The organism is Alteromonas oceanisediminis (assembly GCF_018474025.1).
GTDB lineage: Bacteria > Pseudomonadota > Gammaproteobacteria > Enterobacterales > Alteromonadaceae > Alteromonas_E > Alteromonas_E oceanisediminis.
The window spans coordinates 378,808-399,235 of the sequence record NZ_JAHCTA010000001.1; the positions used below are offsets into that span (position 1 = coordinate 378,808).

19 protein-coding genes are annotated in these 20,428 nt (G+C 49.0%); 6 read left to right on the forward strand and 13 right to left on the reverse strand.

The window, feature by feature from the left end; genetic code table 11:
- Nucleotides 1-39 precede the first annotated feature (39 nt).
- Nucleotides 40-519, reverse strand: a complete 480-nt coding sequence (locus KIU71_RS01770; protein WP_214129442.1) for an HNH endonuclease — start codon at nt 517-519, stop codon at nt 40-42.
- A complete protein-coding gene (locus tag KIU71_RS01775) occupies nt 516-1,388 on the reverse strand; it encodes a helix-turn-helix transcriptional regulator (protein ID WP_214129443.1) in 873 nt (290 codons plus the stop codon). Before KIU71_RS01775 ends, KIU71_RS01770 begins: the two co-directional genes overlap by 4 nt.
- Nucleotides 1,389-1,549: 161 nt before the next feature.
- Here KIU71_RS01775 and KIU71_RS01780 point away from each other — a divergent pair, with 161 nt between their 5' ends.
- Genes KIU71_RS01780 through KIU71_RS01790 form a run of 3 tightly spaced genes read left to right on the forward strand, consistent with a single transcriptional unit; the run spans nt 1,550 to nt 3,899 of the window.
- Nucleotides 1,550-1,798, forward strand: a complete 249-nt coding sequence (locus KIU71_RS01780; protein ID WP_214129444.1) for a hypothetical protein — start codon at nt 1,550-1,552, stop codon at nt 1,796-1,798.
- Between the two features lie 9 nt (nt 1,799-1,807).
- Nucleotides 1,808-2,992 (forward strand): chromate efflux transporter, encoded by a 1,185-nt coding sequence (gene chrA / locus KIU71_RS01785; RefSeq protein ID WP_214129445.1) that lies wholly within the window; start codon nt 1,808-1,810, stop codon nt 2,990-2,992.
- 10 nt (nt 2,993-3,002) lie between these two features.
- Nucleotides 3,003-3,899 carry a BadF/BadG/BcrA/BcrD ATPase family protein gene (locus KIU71_RS01790; protein ID WP_214129446.1) on the forward strand — a complete coding sequence of 299 codons (897 nt, stop codon included), beginning with the start codon at nt 3,003-3,005 and terminating at the stop codon, nt 3,897-3,899.
- 1 nt (nt 3,900) lies between these two features.
- Here KIU71_RS01790 and KIU71_RS01795 read toward each other — a convergent pair whose 3' ends face one another.
- Nucleotides 3,901-4,491, reverse strand: a complete 591-nt coding sequence (locus KIU71_RS01795) for a porin family protein (RefSeq protein WP_214129447.1) — start codon at nt 4,489-4,491, stop codon at nt 3,901-3,903.
- Nucleotides 4,492-5,022: 531 nt separating this feature from the next.
- Between KIU71_RS01795 and KIU71_RS01800 the strand changes: the two genes are divergently transcribed.
- Both KIU71_RS01800 and KIU71_RS01805 read left to right on the forward strand, forming a co-directional pair.
- Nucleotides 5,023-6,210, forward strand: a complete 1,188-nt coding sequence (locus tag KIU71_RS01800) for a hypothetical protein (RefSeq protein WP_214129448.1) — start codon at nt 5,023-5,025, stop codon at nt 6,208-6,210.
- Nucleotides 6,211-6,497: 287 nt separating this feature from the next.
- Nucleotides 6,498-7,445, forward strand: coding sequence for a response regulator (locus tag KIU71_RS01805; protein WP_214129449.1), 948 nt, complete (start codon nt 6,498-6,500; stop codon nt 7,443-7,445).
- A 59-nt stretch (nt 7,446-7,504) separates the two neighbouring features.
- Here KIU71_RS01805 and KIU71_RS01810 read toward each other — a convergent pair whose 3' ends face one another.
- The 6 genes from KIU71_RS01810 to KIU71_RS01835 form a co-directional block, all read right to left on the reverse strand.
- Nucleotides 7,505-8,419, reverse strand: coding sequence for a hypothetical protein (locus tag KIU71_RS01810; protein ID WP_214129450.1), 915 nt, complete (start codon nt 8,417-8,419; stop codon nt 7,505-7,507).
- 11 nt (nt 8,420-8,430) lie between these two features.
- The gene (locus KIU71_RS01815; RefSeq protein ID WP_214129451.1) at nt 8,431-9,135 is read right to left on the reverse strand and encodes an anti-sigma factor; all 705 of its coding nucleotides are present in this window, start codon (nt 9,133-9,135) and stop codon (nt 8,431-8,433) included.
- The gene (locus KIU71_RS01820) at nt 9,128-9,676 is read right to left on the reverse strand and encodes an RNA polymerase sigma factor (RefSeq protein WP_214129452.1); all 549 of its coding nucleotides are present in this window, start codon (nt 9,674-9,676) and stop codon (nt 9,128-9,130) included. Before KIU71_RS01820 ends, KIU71_RS01815 begins: the two co-directional genes overlap by 8 nt.
- A gap of 78 nt (nt 9,677-9,754) precedes the next feature.
- Nucleotides 9,755-10,663 (reverse strand): hydrogen peroxide-inducible genes activator, encoded by a 909-nt coding sequence (locus tag KIU71_RS01825; protein WP_214129453.1) that lies wholly within the window; start codon nt 10,661-10,663, stop codon nt 9,755-9,757.
- Nucleotides 10,664-10,788: 125 nt separating this feature from the next.
- Nucleotides 10,789-13,839, reverse strand: coding sequence for an efflux RND transporter permease subunit (locus KIU71_RS01830; protein WP_214129454.1), 3,051 nt, complete (start codon nt 13,837-13,839; stop codon nt 10,789-10,791).
- A gap of 40 nt (nt 13,840-13,879) precedes the next feature.
- On the reverse strand, nt 13,880-14,995 hold the full coding sequence (locus tag KIU71_RS01835) for an efflux RND transporter periplasmic adaptor subunit (RefSeq protein WP_214129455.1): 1,116 nt from the start codon (nt 14,993-14,995) through the stop codon (nt 13,880-13,882).
- A gap of 131 nt (nt 14,996-15,126) precedes the next feature.
- On the opposite strand from KIU71_RS01835, the gene KIU71_RS01840 reads away from it, so the two are divergent.
- Nucleotides 15,127-15,753 (forward strand): TetR/AcrR family transcriptional regulator, encoded by a 627-nt coding sequence (locus KIU71_RS01840; protein WP_214129456.1) that lies wholly within the window; start codon nt 15,127-15,129, stop codon nt 15,751-15,753.
- Here KIU71_RS01840 and KIU71_RS01845 read toward each other — a convergent pair.
- From KIU71_RS01845 to pstA, 4 genes are all read right to left on the reverse strand, one after another.
- A complete protein-coding gene (locus KIU71_RS01845; RefSeq protein ID WP_214129457.1) occupies nt 15,750-17,021 on the reverse strand; it encodes an inorganic phosphate transporter in 1,272 nt (423 codons plus the stop codon). The genes KIU71_RS01840 and KIU71_RS01845 overlap by 4 nt on opposite strands.
- Before the next feature lie 260 nt (nt 17,022-17,281).
- Nucleotides 17,282-17,998 (reverse strand): phosphate signaling complex protein PhoU, encoded by a 717-nt coding sequence (phoU, locus tag KIU71_RS01850; protein ID WP_214129458.1) that lies wholly within the window; start codon nt 17,996-17,998, stop codon nt 17,282-17,284.
- A gap of 26 nt (nt 17,999-18,024) precedes the next feature.
- Nucleotides 18,025-18,831: a phosphate ABC transporter ATP-binding protein PstB gene (gene pstB / locus KIU71_RS01855; RefSeq protein ID WP_214129459.1), complete on the reverse strand. Its 807-nt coding sequence runs from the start codon at nt 18,829-18,831 to the stop codon at nt 18,025-18,027.
- 6 nt (nt 18,832-18,837) lie between these two features.
- Entirely contained in the window at nt 18,838-20,388 is a 1,551-nt protein-coding gene (gene pstA, locus KIU71_RS01860; RefSeq protein ID WP_449224072.1) for a phosphate ABC transporter permease PstA, read from the reverse strand.
- Between the last annotated feature and the right edge of the window lie 40 nt (nt 20,389-20,428).

Below are 20,428 nucleotides of genomic sequence, written 5' to 3' on the forward strand. Positions count from 1 at the left end.
GCTGGCGCATTTTACCACCCTGTTGTGATTTGCGAAGCCCTAACGCCAATCTGTGGCGTCGCGGTTTGATTTTCCTAGATTGCAGTCACTGCAGAGTATTTGAATATTCGACATATCCAGGGCTAAATCAGGGTACAAGGAACGAGGTTTTATGTGATCGGCGTGCGCCTGCACACCGGGTCCAAAGGCTTTGAAACACAACGCGCAGGAAAACACGCTGCCGTCTTGTAAGCACTGCTTGCGCCGGTTAGCGATTGCATCGTGTGCCAATTTTTTCCACGGCTGACTGGCATAGAAATCCACACTACTTTTTTCTGGCAAGGGAATCTCTTCGGCGTGCTCGAAACGCTGCGTCGCTGAATGGATTGAATACAATGTTGCACTCTTTCCCGGTTTAGTTTGATGCTTAGTTAACCAGCCATGTGCGTATTTGAGCGCTGCCGCAGGCCCTGTTTTATACTGTTTGCGCACTGGCTTCTGGCCGGCCAGACGCAGTACCAGTTCGTACGGACTGTTCATTTTGAGTAGCCCGGCGCTAGACTCGGATTATCAATTGAGCCAAGCACATCAAGATTAGCCAGCGCTAGCTGACACCCCTGACCGCTGAAGCGGTATCCGCTCGAACAATCCACCTGCCATTGGCGCAGTATATAGGCGGCTTGTGCTGCTCGCACCCGCAAACTGTAATGACCATCAACCATGCCGTAATCCAGTTCGATAGCGCGCGGTTGCGCCAAGCTGGGGTGAGGAATGAGCTTTAAGGTCACGCGCTGATTAAATTGCTCATCAGCGCTGGAGCGCTCGTCATCCGTTATCGCATCGTCTGTATGAGTAATTCGGGTGAAGCGACTACAGACATAGTCTCTGAAACTTTGGTACTTACGGTCATAGGCGCGCACATGCCAGCGGTGCCCGTTGTTGACCAGCGCGTGAGGTATGAGTAAACGCTGCCCTTTGCCCGAACTGGCAGACACATAATCGCATTCTATTACTTTTTGCTGGTGAATCGCTCGCATCAGTGCGGCAATAATATCAGCGTTAGGGTGAATTAGCCCAACAGCATCGATACATTGATGAGAAGGTTGCACAGGTGACGACAGGCCATCGCCAAACCCGCGGCTCAGGCTGTATAAAATCACTTCGGGATCATGTGGAAATAAGGCTTTGAATGTTGCTTTGCGATGATACCGCTTGTCTTCATGGCGCAAAATCAGGTTGTCAGGTGCATACTCTTTATACAGGGTAAAATCCCGCGTGCAGGCAGCGAGCCCCGTTTGAAAGCGCTGGATCAACTCAGTACGGGCGATATGCCCAAAATACTGCAAACTAAAATCTATAAACGCCAGACGCTCTCTCTGAGCATGCGGCAAATTATCTAAATCCTGCATAATCGGTTATCTGGATAGGGAAGCGAAGTGATATTGATAGCATGCAACACTAATGATGTCATCATTTAAAGCTGATTAATTTGATTACTTCCGACTTTGTCATGTAAATGTCATTAAAATCGGGTAACGTATTCATTGTTTAAATTTTAGTAACCGTTTGTATGAATGCAGCAGCGCTATGGCAACAGTTATCTCATCTTCGTCGCGAGGTGCGTTCCGAAGTGCATTTGCTCGACTCCAGCAGTCAGGAAGACTGGTATGACTTGGATGAACACATCGAATCCTTAGCATCGCGCCTTCGCCAGAAGGCCGCCCAGGTCGGGGTTGCCGAAGAGCATTATTTTGTGGGTAGTGATGAGGAAATCAAGCAGCTCATCCAGCAAACAGAACACGTTAAGCAGCGCATCTAACGGTTCATCATGTACAACCCTGTTTCTATTTTTATTATTTTTTTTCGCCTGGGGTGCACATCATTCGGTGGTCCGGTGGCGCACTTAGGCTATTTCAGAGATGAGTTTATTGTGCGCCGCCAATGGATGACCGAGTCTGCGATGGCAAGCTTGATTGCGTTGTGCCAGTTTGTCCCCGGCCCGACGAGCAGTCAGGTGGGTGCAGCCATTGGTTTTCAGCGCGGTGGTTATGTCGGTGCGACCATGGCTTGGCTAGGTTTCACACTGCCCTCTGCACTACTGATGCTGTTCGCAGCAATGTTTTTTACAGGCCAAGTCGCCCCTGACACCGTACCTTGGCTACACGGGCTAAAGCTGGTTGCCGTCGCCGTCGTCGCTCATGCGCTGTGGGGAATGCAAAAAACCTTATGTCCGACGATGGCAACACGAATGATCGCTCTGCTCAGTGCCGCTTTATTACTATTCTTCAGTAGTGCGTTAGCACATGTCGTTGTGATCCTCATCGGCGCTGGGGTGGGCTGCGTTCTATTCAAGCCGAAAACAGCAGCGGCTATCCCCCCTGAGACAGCATTGCCTGGCTCTGCTCGCCGCACAGCCACGTTGCTGCTTGTGGTTTTTGGCACACTGTTGTTTTCGCTTCCGTTATTGACACAACACCACGCTGCCTTAAACCTGTTTGATTCATTGTTCCGAGCAGGTGCTCTGGTGTTTGGTGGAGGCCACGTGGTGTTGCCGCTGTTATCTGCGGAGTTGGTGGAAACTCAGCAGATAGACACCACACTGTTCATTTCCGGATATGCACTAGCGCAGGCTGTGCCAGGCCCATTATTTACCTTTGCAACATTTTTAGGTGCAGCGGTGATGCCACAACATCCCATCATTGCTGGCGCCTTGGCAACGGTCGTGATTTTCTTGCCCGGTATGTTACTGCTGTTTGGCCTTTTACCTTTTTGGCAGACGCTTAGCCGTTGGCCGCGGGTTCAGGCAGGGCTAGTCGGCGTCAATGCCACCGTGGTAGGCTTGTTGCTGAGCACGCTAGTATCTCCGATCGCCACGAGCGCAATCACCTCGTGGTATGAAGTGTTGATAGCCTGCATTGGCTTTATCGCCCTGACAGTCTTGAATGTCAGGCCGTTGATCGTGATTGCGTTAATGACCGCGTCCTATGCGGGCATTGCCACCTTTTTATATTGAGTAAAATATCGTGCAAGAACAGAAAGCATTGCTGGTTGGAATTGATGGCGGTGGTACCCACTGCAGAGCCAGCCTATTTTCAATAGACGGTCAAACCATTGCGAAAGCCAAAGCGGGTTCAGCGAACATTTCTCGCGATTTACTGACCGCCAAACATTCGATCGTAGAATCGGTTCGGCAGGTATTGGAAAAAGCAGGGGCCAAAAACCGCGATGCTATCGGCCACACCCATGTAGCGGCTGGGTTGGCGGGTTATAACGTCACAGCCTCCCAATTGGATCTTGAGCGATGGAAACACCCCTTTGCAAGCTTATCAGTGACCACTGATTTACATGCTGCAGCACACGGCGCACACGCCAGCAATGATGGTGCAGTGTTGATCGCCGGTACCGGGTCTTGCGCAGCGGCGTTAAAGTCCCACCAGTTGACGCAAATTGGTGGGCATGGTTTTTTACTCGGTGATAAGGGCAGTGGCGCGTGGTTGGGGCACGAAGCGATTAAGTTAAGCTTACTGCGTTATGATCAATTGCTCGATGATCGCTTTGAGCCGTTGAGGGCCAGCGTGTTCGACTATTTGCAAGTGTCAACCGCAATCGAATTGGTCAACACCATGATCAGTGCGGCACCTTCAGACTTCGCCAAACTAGCACCGAGCCTTTTCACGTTAGCAGACAACGGCGATACCGTTGCCAGAGAGTTGTTACAACAAGGTAGCGATTATTTGTGCAGTATCGCTCGCAGAGCACTGGTGTTGAGTGAAGGGAGTTTGTGTTTGGTCGGCGGGTTGACGCAGTCGCTGTTGCCTTATTTTTCAGCGGATATTGTCAGTCGAGTGACTCAACCCAAATATGGCGCAGAATGGGGTGCAATCCTTTGCACCCAAATGATTAATTCACAGCTGGATTAGCTTAAAAGCGATATTCGATGCCTAGCGCAGCTTGCTTAAGATCGGTTGAAAATTCTGCGTCATCGAGATCTTCGATCGCGTCTCCCGTATCTAAATCCGCGTCATACAAGGTATATTCGAATTTGACTGTCCAGTTTTGGTTAAGGACATACCCCAGACCCAACCCGGCATACATGCCTTCATCATCAAAATCGTCATTCACGCCGAGTACGCTATATTCGGTTTCGTACCACAGTTGCCCACCTTTGGCGTACACAGTAAACCTATCATTAATTGCGAAACCCGCTTTTAATCCCAAGGTGTATCCGTCGGTGTCTGCATTGGCTAAGTCATTACCATAGTCGCCAAAATCAACGTAGCTACCTTCGACTGCAAAATACTCGTTGAAGCTATAGCCAAGGTTGAATTGATAAGCATCTTTGTCATCATCAAATTCATCGTCACCGTCAACGCGCAGCCACCCATAACTTGCTCCCACGTAAGCGCCTTTTAAGTAGCTATCGTCACCCACGCTTTGGGCATGTGCCGAGTTTAAAGCAAAGCCAGAGGCCGACAAGGTCATTATCAGTGCTGAAAGTGTGCGTAATTTCATTGTTCTATATCTCCTAATCTACTTCGATTGAAACTGTGAGCCATTCCATTGGATCAGCTCATTACGTTTTTGCAGTAACCAAATAACGTGCCAGCCTAATTTTTAATCGATCCTGCCTAATTATTGATTATTTACTGTGCAAAACTCGCTGAAAAATTCAAACAAATTCTATTTTTATTCATTAATATCAATACGATACAATATTTTTAAAGCCATTTGCCTGATGACATTGTGGAATATTTCGGTATGACGAAAAAATTACTCGGCGGCGTGTAAAGATGAAATACACAGCGGACAGGATTGGATGTATTTACGTAAAACGTGTAGCAACTTGAGGGATGGTTCAATGAACCAAAGTTCGTATCTCATTGTTTTTCAATAGTGTATTCATTTAGAGACGTGACCGTTTAATTAGTTTCCTTTAAGCGGGTGCACTGGCGCGGTATTTGCTGTTAACACGCTACTAAGAAAATAAATAAGATACTGCGCCTGTGTTCAGGCGGAGTGGAATACTTAACAGGGAGAACATCCATGCGTACTTATGCTCTAGCTGCGGCTTTATCCTCGGCTTTAACCTCACTATCGATGTCTGCGAACGCCATCCTTATTGAGACAGACAATGTGCTGCCGATTAAAAACACCATCACGTCGAAACAGATGATTATCGAACGCTCGGTAGATGTTGCCGCGTCAACCGTCATTGACGACCTATTCTCGTCCAATGACATGAGTGCATTGATGAACTTTTCCCACAGCAACTATTTTTCAGCGCCCACGGCTGTTTTACATTCACCGCAACAATCGGTTCAACAAGCCGATACAGACTGGTCGCAAACAAACTCAGCTGCTCGTCGCCATGGCATAACAGGCAGCATGAATTCATCTCTGTTTAGTCGCATATTACCGATTGAATCCCGTACAGGGCATGCTGCACCGGGTCAGACCGATCAACAAAAAGTGACTGACAAGAAAACGGGTTCTGGCGTCACATTGCGTGAGTTTATGATCGCTAAAACACCGGCATTGAAAGGTTCAAGTCAAGGCACAATGAGTGCTCTTGCTCCGACAGTCCCCCAAGAGTCAAGTGATGTCGCGGTTGTGGCTCAAAACGCTCTCTCAGTGCCATCCAGTCAGGTGGGAACAGATGTTGGTGATGTAGGTCCAATCTTTACTGATGAGCTCGATAGTGTCGTTAATGAGGTGAGCAATAGTGTGGTTAGTGAGGTGAACAATGTGGTTCAATCGGCCAATACATCGGACGTCAAGCAGGTTAATAGTCCAATAAAACAAGCGCCCGTTTTACCGACTCAGTCTAATCTGCTGAACGAGGCACCGTTGATATCTCAGCCACAAAATGAAGCACCGGTGATATCTGGGCCGCAGGTGATTACTCAAAATGCCCCCTTGCGCGATCCTGTTGGTGTCATTTCAGGTTTAACTCCCTCTTCACAAGATGCTTTAGACAGCTTAACCGTCGAGCCAATGATTACGGTTCCCGAGAGCGACACTTTATTGGGTGCAAACGACGTGACCACACCATCTGGCCCGGCATTTTTTGACGAAAACAACAATCGCCAAGCTTCGGCCGAGGTTGCAGCAGTGAATGTTAACGAACCTTCGTCAATATTGCTCATGTCGCTATTTCTATCTGCCATGGTCGTGGTAAGTAAAATGATGGGTAGCCGCGAACCGGAATTGAAACAAAGCCGCACCGCCTAGTAATGGCTGGCGCAGGTTGGCTTTTGCTAACCTGCGACTGGCAACTCCAATGTGCTTCAGCCCTTGGCGATTATCTTTCTCATCCCGGTAGAGTATTCACTTGTAATCCCACACTTCATTTAGTAGTTTTAGCATTAAAATAACACAAGAGTGTGTTGATCTTTACGGTACAAATTTCGTTCAATTCCATGGCTTGCGGCTGAGGAAAGAGGATTGAACCCTGTGGGCAGCGCTTAGTGTAAAAATGCACCGCGAAGATCAACATGCTCTAAAATCATGGAAGTGCTATGTCTGTTGATACCCTCTATAAAGTTGCTCTCTACCCTTTTATCACTGAATCCATTGCCAGCCTAAAAGCGATGACGAATCTCACCGGTACCGCTGGTGAAGCCTTTATGGATAACGTCGATGATTTTCGCTTTAAAGGCTACGCGGTGTGTTCTGATGTAAAAGGCTCACTCGATGGGGTGATCATGATGCACCATTACCCCGAAACCGCCATTGCTATCGGCAATTCAGTGTGTGAGAACATGTTTGGTGAAACTTACAACCATACTGAGATCAATGAAGATTTGAGCCATGCGTTAGCCGAATGGGGTAACACGATTGTGGGTCGCTCTACGGATTTGCACGGTCGCTACAATCTTAACTACGACTTTTCTGCACCCTATTTTGTGCAGGACACAACGGATATGGATAAATTTCTGGTCGGTGTGAAAGAAGTGGTTACTGTACCCATTACGGTTGACGGTGTCGGGCGTTATTATTTTAACCTGCTGGTGCGCGGTGTCGATTATCAAAATGTGGGTAAGGAGGCCAGAGAACAAAGCCAAGGGATCACTAATCAACATACTAACGATCTGCCGAAATCGGCTAAGATATTGTTGGTTGATGACAGTGCAATGATCCGCAAAGCGTTGAAGCGCTACCTCAGTCAACTCGGCTATGACAATATCATCGAAGCCGATGATGGTTCAGTCGCCGTTGAAAAAGTGAAAAACGAATCGCCGGATTTTATGTTCATGGATGTCGTTATGGGTGAAATGAACGGTGATAAAGCCTTGGCAGCGATTCGTGACATGGGCTCAGATGTGCCGGTTGTCATGCTGTCGTCGGTAACCGATAAAAACTTAGTTGATGCGTGTAAATCGCATGGTGTTTCTGGCTTTATCTTTAAACCGATTCAAGCTGACAGTGGCGCGCAAACTATTGCAGATTACTTAAAAATCGCTTAACTCCTACACGACATGGCCCGGCGCTCAAACGCCGGGCCACTACGTCACGCAATACCTCATCAGAAATCGTAGACCGTTGCACTGGCCAGTAATTCAGAGGGAGTGAGTTTCTCTTGCACGCATTGCTTTACCTTCGGCTCAGTGAACACGTAGATCCTGTCTTGCGATTTTTGCTCTTGATTCATATGAAAGCCGTGCAAAACAAAGGTGATATGTTCATCGTCTGGCAGTGCTCTGAGCCCCGCACCGAAGCGACATAACGTATCGGCAATACCGTCTTCGAACGCCGCGAGAAAGGCTTTGTTAGCTTGTTGTTGAGCCTGCTTTTGTTTCTCAATCTGCTGTTGCTGCTCGGTTTCAATGGTATTTGCGTAGTCGGCAATTTTCTGATTACGCTTGTGCAACTCCGCCAACTCTTCTTCCAACTCATCAATTTCATTCTGAATATCAGTGCGGCGTTCGTCGGACGCTGTGTTTAATTCAAAATTCAAGTCGCGTTTACGTCGTTCCAGCTCTCTCATTTCCCACGTCACCTCGCGCGCTTCTGAACGCACATCACGTAATTGCTCGTTGGAACGTCGAAACGCGCGCTCGACCTCTTCGACGGTATCTTCGAAAGCTTGTTGCCATTCATCATGAATTTCGATGCTGAAGTGCTGGTCATCGCCTCCTACGATAATGGGTGGCATGGGCGCTTCTGGTGCTCTTGGAATAAAGCGTCTCAGATCAAGATCCAATCCCCACGAGCCTCGCGAGGTATTCACCGTGAATATCACTCCCTGCTTGGCCAAATAGCGTGTTTGAACACTTCTAAAACGAATGGCTTCATCGCGACTCGTCTGCTTCAACGTGGTTGTCAGCACGCTGTTCATGACTTCAAGTTCTTTCGACAACGCTTGATAATCGGTGGCGCTGAAGGCACTCAACGTGGTACACAGTGCTGCGATGCCAGCCATTAACTTTATATTTCTCATGCTTGTTACTCCTACTCTTCATTCGGTAATACGCTGCCATTTGACGATGGCGTCGATTGCTGTAAAGGGATCCCGTTTTGGGTATAAATTTCTTGTTGTAAGTTATTTAATTGCCGCGCATAAAACAGTTGGTCATCGTCACGTTGTTGATTAATAAACTGGATCAATTCTGCGAAGTCTTCTCGCCTTTCCTGGCGACTGGATGACAACAAATATTCAGTGAGTTGAGCACCGTTTTGTTGTTGTTGCTTTTGTAATGCAGCAACATATTGTTCGAACAGCGCTTGATTGGTTTGCTGATAATCGGCGAGTCGTGCCTGAACCAATTGATCGACAGACTCTGCTGTCATCGTGGGCTTGTTGTTCAGTGAAAACCCTGCCAGCAGTCTGCCGTTTTCCACTTGTATACTGAAATTAGTGAGTGAAATGGCCATCGCCAGTATTGAGAACACAACGGCTGCAGTTGGCATGAATTGCCACTTCCCGCCTTCGTGCCGAGTTTGATGATGCGGAACAAACGATGCTTGTTTATCCCATGCTGGCGGGGTTTGCCCTGTAAATTGCAGAGCGCAAACATCCAACGCATTTGATTGTTCGACACGCGCAGCAAAGTCAGCATCTGCGACACACAGCGCTTCGAACGCCTGACGTTGCTGCTCGTTTAACTGCCCATCCATCCAGGCCGACAGTAGTGTGATTTTGTCTTGCTCAGACATACTCTACCTCCAAACTCTGTTTCAATTTAGCCAATGCGCTGTACAGCCGAGACTTCACCGTATTGGACGACAAGCCCATCTGGTCGGCAATTTCGTCAAAGGTAAATTGCCCGAAGTACTTTAATTCAACCACCGCTCGCTGATTGACAGGTAATGATTGCATCGCCTGCATCAAATGACGTTGTGACTGATCGCCCATCATCGCAACTTCCGGCGTTAAGCCTGGGTCTTGCTCGCTCACATCTGGGCACTCATCTAAACTCACTAATGGCCTTTTACGCCGATAAAACTCGATACAACGAAAATGCGCAATGCGGAATAACCAGCTTTTGAACGCGCCAGTTCCCTGATAGCTCGATAGATTCCTGAACACCGAAATGAAAATATCCTGCATCAAATCAGCTGCATCATGATGGCTGCCCGTCATGCGAACGCCGTAGTGGTAAACCGACTTTTCATACCGGTTAATCAAGCTAAACCATGCCGACTTGTTACCAGCCAACGCTTTCGCTATGAGCTTTTCATCACTTTTTTCAAACACGCGAGGGTTCCATCATTTCGCTTATGTCACTAAAGTCGAGGCAAGGCTTAAAAAAGTTTGCTGCAGGCAAAAAATTTTTTAAGACAACGTGCTGATCGGCATTAACGGCGACAAACACTCCGCCAATGCGCGAAATAATTGCACCCGCGTGGTGCTATTTCGCCACACAAGTCCAATTTCGCGATAGGCGTTGTCTTCAGCCGGCAGTGCGACTAACTCAGTTTTCTCAAGAATGTTTTGCTGCAAGGCTAGTTCAGGAATGAAGGTATAACCTAACTTTGCATTAGCGAGTTGAACTAAAGTATGCAGTGAGCTGGCTGCGAGGCTATTGACCTGCTCGCTATGTTGCAGACCACAGGCGCTCACAGCATGACCGGTCATGCAGTGCTCTTGCTGCAGTAAAAAAATACTGTTCTTGGGCAGGGCACTAACGTCAACAGGTTGCGCGACTTTGGCAATGACCTGTCTGTTGCTCACCAAGTGAAAGGGATCGTGCCCGATCACCAGTTGCTTACATCCGGGGGTTGGCATAGGTAGCGCCAAAATCAGCAAATCCAGCGCGCCCTCGTTAAGCTGTTGGAGTAGGTTGTCTGTCGTATCTTCCTGTAAGTGCAAATCCAACTCTGGAAACACTCGCTTGACTGACTTGATCAGGCCTTCGAACAAAAAAGGAGCGATGGTAGGAATAACGCCTAGCTTAAGGCTACCGCTGCGCCAGTCACCTGCACTTTCAGCGAATTCGATCATCTCGCGTGCTTCGTGCAGGATGCGCTTACTACGCTCGACAATTTCTAGCCCATACGCTGAGAAAATAAACGACTTATGTTCACGCTCTAGTAGCTGCGTGCCAAAGTGTTCCTCCAGATTCTGGATAGCGGTGCTTAATGTGGATTGGGTCACGTGGCAACGCTCAGCGGCACGATGAAAATGCTGTTCTTGATGAAGTATCACAAGATAGTGCAGATGTTTGAGGTTAGGCCATTTCATTGATATATCCACTCTATTTCGACAGGTAATTCTAATAGATTAAGTCAATTAAACTCGTTAGCCAACCTTACTTTGTGATGAGACTGCCCGTGGGGTTCAACTCTGTACCCCGAGATCAACACGCCTTAATGTCGTAATAGCAGTTGGTACATCACTGGCGTCATACCCAAGGTGATCACTGTCCCCACAATCAGGCCTGCGGCTATTACTGCTGCCATACCGTAAAACAATGGATCGACCGCGATAATTAAAGGCAAAAGCCCTAATACAGTGGTAATTGTTGTCATCAAAATAGGACGTAACCGACGACAACACGCGGTGATAATCGCCTGTTGTATGTTATCGTGCTCCTGTCGTTCGATATCGATGCGCTCTACCAACACAATCGCATTATTAATAATGATCCCCGCTAGGGACAAAAGTCCCAAAATCACCATGAAGCCAAAACTTACCTGCATTAACACAATCGCCATGCCTGCTCCAATGACGAGCAATGGAATGGTCAGAATGATAACGGCAGGGCGTTTAAAACCATTAAATTGCGCTACCAGTAGTAAAACAATGATACCTAACGACATCGGCATGTTGGCGGCCAATGCGGCTTTGCCACTGGCCGAATCAGCGATGATGCCATCAAATTCAACGTGATGCTCCGAAGGCAATGTTGATTTAACCTCATCCAGAATCGCGCCCACCTTGGGAGCGACATCTTCGGCGGACATCAACGTGGGTCGCCCTTCTATCGTGACTGTGCGTTGTCGGTCTTCTCGCTGTATAGCGCCATCGGCTGGTCGCCACACGAGTGTAGCGACGTCCGCCAGAGGGACGAATGCGCCGGGTTCTGGCGATACGTTTAGCGCGCTCATCACCGTTAAGTCTGCGCGCTCTTCCGCCGAACCACGCAAAATAATCGGTAATTGCTCATCCTCTTCATACACCTGAGACACGGTTCTTCCTGCATAGAATGTTGCCAGTGCCTGTGCAACGTCACTGCGCATCACGCCCCGACGTGCGCCACGCGCAGGATCATACACGACCTCGATCACACTCACAGGTTGTTCCCAATCCTGCCAAACATCTATCATACCCGGGATTGCTCGCATACCACTTGCAACACGCTCTGCCGCTGCCTTGATCACCGCCGTATCAGGGCCTTTTACCTGAACCTGGATGATGTTCGGATCGGTTGGTCCCAGAAACATATCGCTGACTCGTGCTCTAGCATTCGGCAACACCTCGTGTAACTTCGTGCGTAACGTGGTTAAGGCAACCGGCATGTGCTCGATAGCAGTGAGGTTGATCACGAGAAATGCACGATTAGGAGCAGGATCCAGCGGTGCAAGTGATAACACAAAACGCGGACCACCGTAGCCGCTATAGGCAACATAACTATCGATAAAAGGTAAAGACTGTTTGTCGTTCAGATGCTCGAACAACTCGTCGAGCGTGCTATTTGATTGATCAATCGTTGCTTCGCTAGGTAACGCTAGCGTGATTAACACTTGTGCTCTGTCGCTGTTTGGAAAGAATTGTTTCGGCGCATACACAACCGCCATGACGCCGAGAACAAAAGCAACGCACAAGCCGATAAGAAACGTCCAGCGATAGTGAAGTAACTTCCCCAGTAAACCTGCATAGATGGATTCCAGCCGCAAAAAGAAACCCGATTGGGTCGCCGCTTTTTGATTCTCTGGTTGTTCTTCAGGCGGCCGCATGAAGTGATAACAAAGCAATGGTGTTACCGTCATCGCAATCAGCCAGCTGGTCGACAGAGAGATGAGTACCACCAGCGAGATATTACGGGTGTATTCCCCGGCAGGGTGTTGCGCCAACATCAGGGGTAAAAACACCAAAATAGTGGTTAACGTTGACGATAGCAGAGGTAGTGACAACTCCTTTCCACACGCGGATAACGCTAGCTTGCGTTCGGTGCCCTCCTCCAGTCGGCGTTTGAAATCTTCAGCAATAACAATACCGTTATCGACCAGTAATCCCAGTGCAATCACCAGTGTAGCCAGGCTCATTCGCTCCAGCGGGATCCCAAAGAACCCCATCACCGCCAACGTAACCAACATCACCGCTGGCACAATAGAACCAACGATAAGTCCGATGCGTACACCCAAAAATAATACAACGACAATCAGCACGATCAGTAAGGTTTGTAGGACGTTCGCACTGACGCCAAACACCGCTTTTTCAACCTGCTCAGCTTGATAAGTCACGCGCGACAGCGTCAGCCCCAGCGGCAAATCGTGTCGCATGGCCTGCACTTCTGCCAATAGCTTTGGTCCAAAATCGAGTACACGAAAACCCGACAGCATAGACACAGAAAAGATGACAGCACGCTCGCCGTTATAGAAAGCAGTCTGGGTTGCTGGAGAGATCATCTTGCGCTCAATGGTCGCGATATCACCCAGGCGCACACTCGCACCATTGGGCAACGCGACTGACAACATTTTCAGAGCTGATACTGAGTGGCTACTGGCGGGCACGCTGATAACGGCTGCACCTTCACTGGCGAGATATTGGCTCATTGGCTGCACCGCAGTGGCAGTGGCGATGGCGTTCGCCCATTGATTTAATGTTAAGCCTAGCTCACCCAAGCGCAGCGCCGCAATTTGTACATACAGGGCTTCTCGCTGTGCGCCGTGAATGTCAACGCGCTTAGTGCCGGCAACCTGATACAGCCGATCTTGAATGTAGTGGGCATAATCCAGCGTTTGCGCGGCGGTGAAATCCGGGCTTAATAGTGCGAGCGTCATCACGGCAACGTCGCCGAATTCGTCATTCACCTGCACGGGTATAGTACCCTGCGGCAAGCTTTTCTCGGCTTGTTGCACTTTCTCGCGTAAATCATCCCAAATTTGTTCTAACTCAAACAGGTGATCGAACGCTTTAGCATGAATAATAGATACCCCCTGGCGACTGGTGGAGCGTATCTCTTCGATTTCCGCGATTTCGCGAATAGCCGCTTCAAGGGGCTTGGTGATCTGCAATTCAACCTGATCAGAAGGCATATTAGGGTGATGTGCAGTGACCACGGCTTCCCGAATGGTGATTTTCGGATCCTCCTGCGCTGGCAAGGTGAAGTAGCTGACCACACCGCTCATCATGAGAATAACTAACAGCGTGTAAAGCAGCGGTTGTAAACGCAAGGCTGCCAACGAAATATTCATTTATCCCCCTGGGATACAGTCACAAAGTTCATTGCTGGTGTTATGGGTGCAACAGACGATGCGGATAATTAATCGGTTTGACCATTTGCTTATGCTGAAGAAAAGAGGCGCCACGAGATACAATCGCCGTGTTTACGGAAAGGTCGCTGCGGATGACGATGCCTTGCTCCTGGTGCGCAATGACCGAAGCATCGTGTCGCACAGCCATGCGCTGTTCGGTATCGTTAGCAAAGGGTGATATCTCAAAGAAGACTGCGTTTCCCTGCTCACTGAGTACAAAACTCCCCAACGGCAAAAAACGCGCTGGGTCGGTCGTTTCAGTTGATAACAGCAATTCAGTAGACAGCCCGCTGATCGGCGCAATATCAGGGTCTTCGAACTGAAAAACTGCCGTATATAAACCACGCTGCTGGGTGTCGTCGCTCAGCTCAATTAAACGAACGTTTAGACGGGCATCGCTCAACGCGGGCACCTTGGCAACGTGTCGACTACCGAGTTGTAGCGCAGGTCGCACTGCTTCCGCAACCAGTGCAACGACTTCCATGTTCTCTGCATTACCCTGAAAATGCAAAACCGGTGCGCCCGCAGATGTCTGCTGGTCTGGCTCCATCAAACGTGCTGTCACAACACCGTCGTACGGCGCGACTAAAACATGATCGTCCAACAATTTTCTTGCCTGTGCCAACCGCGACTCTGCGCTGCGCTTTTGGCTCAGGCTGGCTCGCAGTCTCAACAACCCTGCATCAAGTTCAGACTGGCTCACAGCGCCAGAGGTAAACAAATTTTGCAAACGGGCATAGGTTTTCTCCGCTTCAACCAAACCCGCCCCTGCCTCCAACAAGCGACTCTGCGCAATGTCAACGTCCAGTTCCGCTTGTGTGGTTAGCAGCTTTCCCAGCACGTCGCCCCGTTCCACGGGCGCTCCAACATCATCGAAAAGGTAGGTGATGCGCCCATTCTGCTCGAAACTCAATACCGCCTGTCGCGCAACACGTGTCGTACCAGTAGCTCTCTCCTGTGCGCTTGCGACAGGCTGTAGCCACTGCCAGTCAACCACGGGCGGTTGATCTTGATTGTAGTTGCTAGCCTGCTGTGCGCTGTGCTCAGAGCAGGCGATAAGTTGCAGTATGACAAGCAACAGAATACCGGATCGCATAACTCACCTTTTGGTACCAATAAGTACCATTAAGATACACCGCCTAAAAAGGTACTGTCAAGTACCTTTCCATTTTTAGCGATGTGGTTTATGGTAAGCGGATTGAAACCGTCAGCGAGACAAAAGCGTTAATGACCGCACTACCGAATGCATTAACCGAGCGTGGAAAAAAAAGAGCTGAAGCGATATTAGACGCGGCAGTTGATACGTTTCTGGAGAACGGCTATGACGCCACATCATTGCAGCTGATCATCACTCGCTCAGGGGGTTCACGGCGAATGATATACGATTTGTATGGCGGTAAGGACGGTCTGTTTTGTGCGGCAATTGAATCCGTACTCGATCGCGTTGTGGCGAGTTTTGATCAACTGGCGCTCGTGTCCAATTCGATTCGAGCAGACCTCACCTCAAGCGGGATCGCTTTCGTAACAGCACTGGTTTCCGATCCGGCACTTGCTGTTTTCCGGATAGTGCTCGCTGAAATTGACCGCTTCCCGCATTTAGGAGAACGATTATTTGATCGTGGCCCAAACGCGGCATATGAAAAAGTAGCAGCGTATTTAACGCTACAGCATGAGAAACGCGTGATTAGCGTGGAAGACCCTCGCACAGCGGCGAGCCAGCTTTTAGAGATGTTAAAAGGAGAATTGCATATCAAAGCACTATTGTGCGTCAATCACACTATCACGGCGGACGAAATCGACCGCCAAGTCAGCCTGGGTGTCGAACAATTCTTAAATGGCGTCGCCGTTCGCTAGATGACGCCAAAAATCAATTTTAACGCAAAGAAGAAAATGATCGCCAAACCTGCACCAGCAGGCAATGTGACTACCCATGAGATCAGTATTTTGCGGATAACATCAAAATTCAGCGCTGAAATACCCCGCGCCAAGCCAACACCCAACACCGCACCGACCAGCGTCTGAGTTGTTGAAATGGGCAAGCCGGTACCTGAGGCAATTACCACGGTCGTTGCCGCAGCCATCTCAGCAGCAAAACCACGGCTGGGCGTAAGGTGAGTAATACCTTGGCCGATGGTTTTGATGACACGATGACCAAACAACGCCAAACCTGCGACGATACCAATCCCGCCCAGCGGTAATATCCACCATGCCAATGGCGCGTTGGCAGCGATTTGCCCACCACTGCTCACGACACTCACAACCGCCGCTAACGGCCCAATGGCGTTCGCAACATCGTTAGATCCATGAGCGAAGGCCATGCAACACGCGGTAAGTATCATCAATATTGCAAAGACTTTTTCAACATTTTCCTGTTGACCAGCTTGCGTGTGATTATTGGCAAATTTGATTCTGCTGATACCTACCATACCAATCAGCCCGACTCCTACCGCAATGCCTATCGCCAGCAGATACCCCTGGAGAGGAGGCAAGCCTAACCCTACGTGAGCAAGCCCCTTTTTGATCGTCACGAGCGACATCACGAAACCAGCGAGTGCCATATAGATAGGGACATAACGTTTGGCTTTCTGGAACGGGTTTTGTGTTTGGAAAATCAATTTGTCTGCGCTGACAAAAATGAAATAAGCAATCAGGCCCGAAATGGCAGGCGTTACTACCCAGCTACCAATGATGCCACCCACTTTACCCCACTCAACCGCTTCTGTGCTCACGCCCACGGCAGTGAAGCCAATAATGGCTCCTACAATGGAATGCGTAGTCGATACCGGCCAACCTTTGAATGATGCAACCGCTAACCAGATACCTGCGGCCAACAACGAGGCAATCATGCCCAACACCAGCTTTTCGGGTATGTCGACGAAATATGAGGCGTCAATAATGCCTTTGCGTATGGTAGAGGTCACTTCGCCACCGGCGAGATAGGCGCCGGCGAACTCAAAAACCATGGCAATCAGAATGGCTTGTTTTATGGTAAGAGCTTTCGACCCAACCGATGTTCCCATCGCATTGGCAACATCATTAGCCCCGATACCCCAAGCCATGACGAAGCCCACGATACCTGCCAAAATGATGAGAATAAGACCGTAACTTTGAATAATATCCACGATTTACTGGACCTTATAACCTATTCACTGTTTGTTTCTGCACAGGCAAAAACAGCTGAGTCAGAGTACTTTTGTGCATAATACCGACTATTTCGACGACACTGGGGTCGTGTACCAAAACTGCCGCGCATGATACCTTAACCGTCAAAGAAGCTATAGTGCAATTCACCGATTTTTTTGTCTTCGTGTCAGGTTTTGCTCGAACCCTAGAGCGTGTTGATCTTTGCGGTACATTTTTGCACCGCAAAGATCAACACGCTCTAAACTAAACCATCAATTTTTTGTTGCATACTTTCAATGGATGCATGCCTGACATCTTCCCCACCGGCAAGATAGACCACATACTCACAAATGTTTTTGCAGCGATCACCCACGCGCTCTAACGAACGCAGCGCCCACAGCACTTCAAGCCAATCTTCCATAAACTGCGGATACTGCTGCATTTCCTGAGATGTGTACGTGAGCAAATTTTTGTACTGTCTGTCGATTCGATTGTCTTGTTCATACACGTCTAGCGCAGCCACTTCATCCTGACGAGCAAACGCATTGAACGTGCCTCGCATCATAGCGACCACATGTTCACCGATGCTTAACATACTGCTTTTGATCGTTTCTGAGGCAGGCACATGATTTTTAGTCACCAGCTTAGCAATGCGCTCGATTTCATCGCCGATCCGCTCGATGTCAGTAGTGGCTTTTGAAATCGTCAGCACCAGGCGCAGATCACTCGCCGTGGGGTGTCTCTTGGCAATGATACGCATACACTCTTCGTCAATCTGCACTTCCATGGCATTAATTTTCAAGTCGTTCAACACCACTTTTTCGGCAAGCCCCGCATTGTTTTCGCGAATGGCGCGCAGTGTGTCGACCATCTGCTGTTCCACCTCTCCGCCCATTGTCAGCACCGAGTTTCGCAGATTTTCCAATTCGATATTGAATTTACCTGATATGTGCGTATTGAGTTTAACTTGTCGCATGGGTAATCTCCGCTAACACCGAACCGTTAGCCATAGCGCCCGGTAATGTAGTCTTCAGTTTGCTTTTTACGCGGCATGGTAAATAACGAATCGCTGTCTGCGTACTCAATTAACCGCCCCTGATTGATAAACGCTGTATAATCTGAAACCCGCGCGGCCTGCTGCATGTTATGTGTCACAATCACCACCGTACAACGCTTCTTGAGATTGATCATTAATTCTTCAATATACAATGTAGTGAGCGGATCTAGGGCGGATGTTGGCTCGTCCAGCAGAAGTATCTCTGGCTGCAATGCCAACGCGCGCGCAAACACTAAACGTTGTTGCTGTCCACCTGAAAGTATATTGGCAGACTCAAACAACCGGTCTTTGACTTCATCCCACAGTGCTGCGTCTCTGAGCGCCTGCTCAACCGCATCGTCCAGTGCGCGGCGTAAGTTCATTCCCTGCAGTTTCAGACCATAGCAAACGTTATCATAAATACTCATCGGAAATGGATTCGGCCGTTGGAATACCATACCCACGTTCGCCCTAAGGCGCGCGACATTTTCACGTGGATGGTTGATATCGCGACCATCAATTTCGATTGAACCGCGATATCGACATCCATCAATCAGGTCGTTCATGCGATTGAAGCTGCTGATTAACGTGGATTTCCCACAACCACTTTGACCAATAAAGGCAGTAATTTGATGCTTCGGGATCCGCATGCTGACATCATCCAGTACCTGCTTGTTGCCAAACCATAAATCCAGATGTTCTACATTGATGGCTGTCTGCTCCTGCGACAGCGTCTCCAGCTCTAACTTTTCGCGTTCGAACAAATTTAGCATGTGAAATTAAGCACCTTGTGTATACCGTTTACGTAACCTGGCACGAAGATTAATGGCGATGAGGTTAAGTCCAAAAACACACAGTAGCAGCAATAAACAGGCCGCAAACATCATTGACGACCCTTGGCTGTCAGTCTGACTGTGGAAGGCGCCATCGTAAATAAATACGCCTAAATGCATAAACTGACGTTCAAGGTGTAAAAACGGAAATTCTCCATCGACAGGCAGCGTAGGCGCAAACTTAACCGCACCCACTAGCATTAATGGCGCGACTTCACCCGCCGCTCGTGCGATGGCAAGGATAACGCCAGTCATGATCCCGGGGCTCGCTATCGGCAATACAGTATACCAAATGGTTTCAATTTTCGTTGCACCGAGCGCATAACTACTGGCCCGTATACCCGAGGGAACGCGCTGCAAACCTTCTTCGGTGGCGACAACCACAACAGGCAAGGTTAGCAACGCCATGGTGAGTGATGCCCAAAACAGACCCGGCGCGCCAAACGTGGGTGAAGGTAATTTATCAGCATAGAACAGGCTATCAATGGAACCGCCAATGGCGTAGATGAAAAAACCTAAACCAAATACGCCATACACAATGGAGGGAACACCTGCCATGTTGCTCACTCCGATGCGCAATGCCGCTGTCATGAGATTATTCGGTGCATATTCGCTCAGATAAATAGCAGCAAGTACCCCAAACGGCGTCACAATCAGCGTCATCAATAACACCATCAAAATCGTGCCAAACAAAGCAGGAAAAACGCCACCAGCGGTATTCGCCTGTTTAGGTTCATCCGATAGAAACGCCCAAATTCGGCTGACACTGACCCAGACTTTCCCCAGGGTATTCAGTTGATTTGAAAAATCAATGTGTTCAAGTTCTGACAGCATCAAAACCGACACATTGCCCTGCGCATCTACCACCTCTAGCGTGTATTGCGCGAGTTGCTGTTGATATTGTTGTATCGTTTGCTGATGTTCATAAAACTGTTGCGTCAAACGCACTCGTGCAGGCGCATCATTGGCCACGCCAAGACGGTCAAATTCGGCTAACTCCTCATGAATAGGGGACAAATGCGCACGTCTTACTGACTCAATTTGTTGCTGCAGGTAATCCACATTCACGCGCGCTTCTTGCAGGTTTGACAGTGCTTGGCGTTGTGTTTGTGTGGGCGTTTTAAACAGAGGGTTCGCCAATACGGTTTCGCCGTTAGTGAGGGTAATTTCGGCGACATTCGGATTCTTTGATACAGACAGTACATTCGCCGGGTCTAGCAGTTCCCGAGACAGAGTGACACGCCCTTCCACCACATAACTCAGCCACCAGTTTTGCTCTTCGGTGCGCTGTTTAATGGCACCTTGCTCGCCTGATTGCATGATCAAGGGCGCACGCATGGACTCATCTCGGATCTGCGCGAAAGCCTGGGCAGTGACACCCGTTTGCGAATTAGCGTACGTTAGGGTGTAAATATCCAAGGGCCAGAAATAAGCGCTGCCTCGGATCAAAATAAAACCAATGATACTCATCAGCGTCAGTAGCAGAATTGCCACCATGGAAGCGCTTGCACTGATCGCCAGCGACTGGCGTTGCGTT

Excerpts from the sequence above, each read along its gene's own strand:
- KIU71_RS01770 (WP_214129442.1), bottom strand. The coding sequence starts at position 519 with ATGAACAGTCCGTACGAACTGGTACTGCGTCTGGCCGGCCAGAAGCCA.
- KIU71_RS01775 (WP_214129443.1), bottom strand. The coding sequence starts at position 1,388 with ATGCAGGATTTAGATAATTTGCCGCATGCTCAGAGAGAGCGTCTGGCG.
- KIU71_RS01780 (WP_214129444.1), top strand. The coding sequence starts at position 1,550 with ATGAATGCAGCAGCGCTATGGCAACAGTTATCTCATCTTCGTCGCGAG.
- chrA (WP_214129445.1), top strand. The coding sequence starts at position 1,808 with ATGTACAACCCTGTTTCTATTTTTATTATTTTTTTTCGCCTGGGGTGC.
- KIU71_RS01795 (WP_214129447.1), bottom strand. The coding sequence starts at position 4,491 with ATGAAATTACGCACACTTTCAGCACTGATAATGACCTTGTCGGCCTCT.
- KIU71_RS01800 (WP_214129448.1), top strand. The coding sequence starts at position 5,023 with ATGCGTACTTATGCTCTAGCTGCGGCTTTATCCTCGGCTTTAACCTCA.
- KIU71_RS01805 (WP_214129449.1), top strand. The coding sequence starts at position 6,498 with ATGTCTGTTGATACCCTCTATAAAGTTGCTCTCTACCCTTTTATCACT.
- KIU71_RS01810 (WP_214129450.1), bottom strand. The coding sequence starts at position 8,419 with ATGAGAAATATAAAGTTAATGGCTGGCATCGCAGCACTGTGTACCACG.
- KIU71_RS01815 (WP_214129451.1), bottom strand. The coding sequence starts at position 9,135 with ATGTCTGAGCAAGACAAAATCACACTACTGTCGGCCTGGATGGATGGG.
- KIU71_RS01825 (WP_214129453.1), bottom strand. The coding sequence starts at position 10,663 with ATGAAATGGCCTAACCTCAAACATCTGCACTATCTTGTGATACTTCAT.
- KIU71_RS01830 (WP_214129454.1), bottom strand. The coding sequence starts at position 13,839 with ATGAATATTTCGTTGGCAGCCTTGCGTTTACAACCGCTGCTTTACACG.
- KIU71_RS01835 (WP_214129455.1), bottom strand. The coding sequence starts at position 14,995 with ATGCGATCCGGTATTCTGTTGCTTGTCATACTGCAACTTATCGCCTGC.
- KIU71_RS01840 (WP_214129456.1), top strand. The coding sequence starts at position 15,127 with ATGACCGCACTACCGAATGCATTAACCGAGCGTGGAAAAAAAAGAGCT.
- phoU (WP_214129458.1), bottom strand. The coding sequence starts at position 17,998 with ATGCGACAAGTTAAACTCAATACGCACATATCAGGTAAATTCAATATC.
- pstB (WP_214129459.1), bottom strand. The coding sequence starts at position 18,831 with ATGCTAAATTTGTTCGAACGCGAAAAGTTAGAGCTGGAGACGCTGTCG.
- pstA (WP_449224072.1), bottom strand. The coding sequence starts at position 20,388 with ATGGTGGCAATTCTGCTACTGACGCTGATGAGTATCATTGGTTTTATT.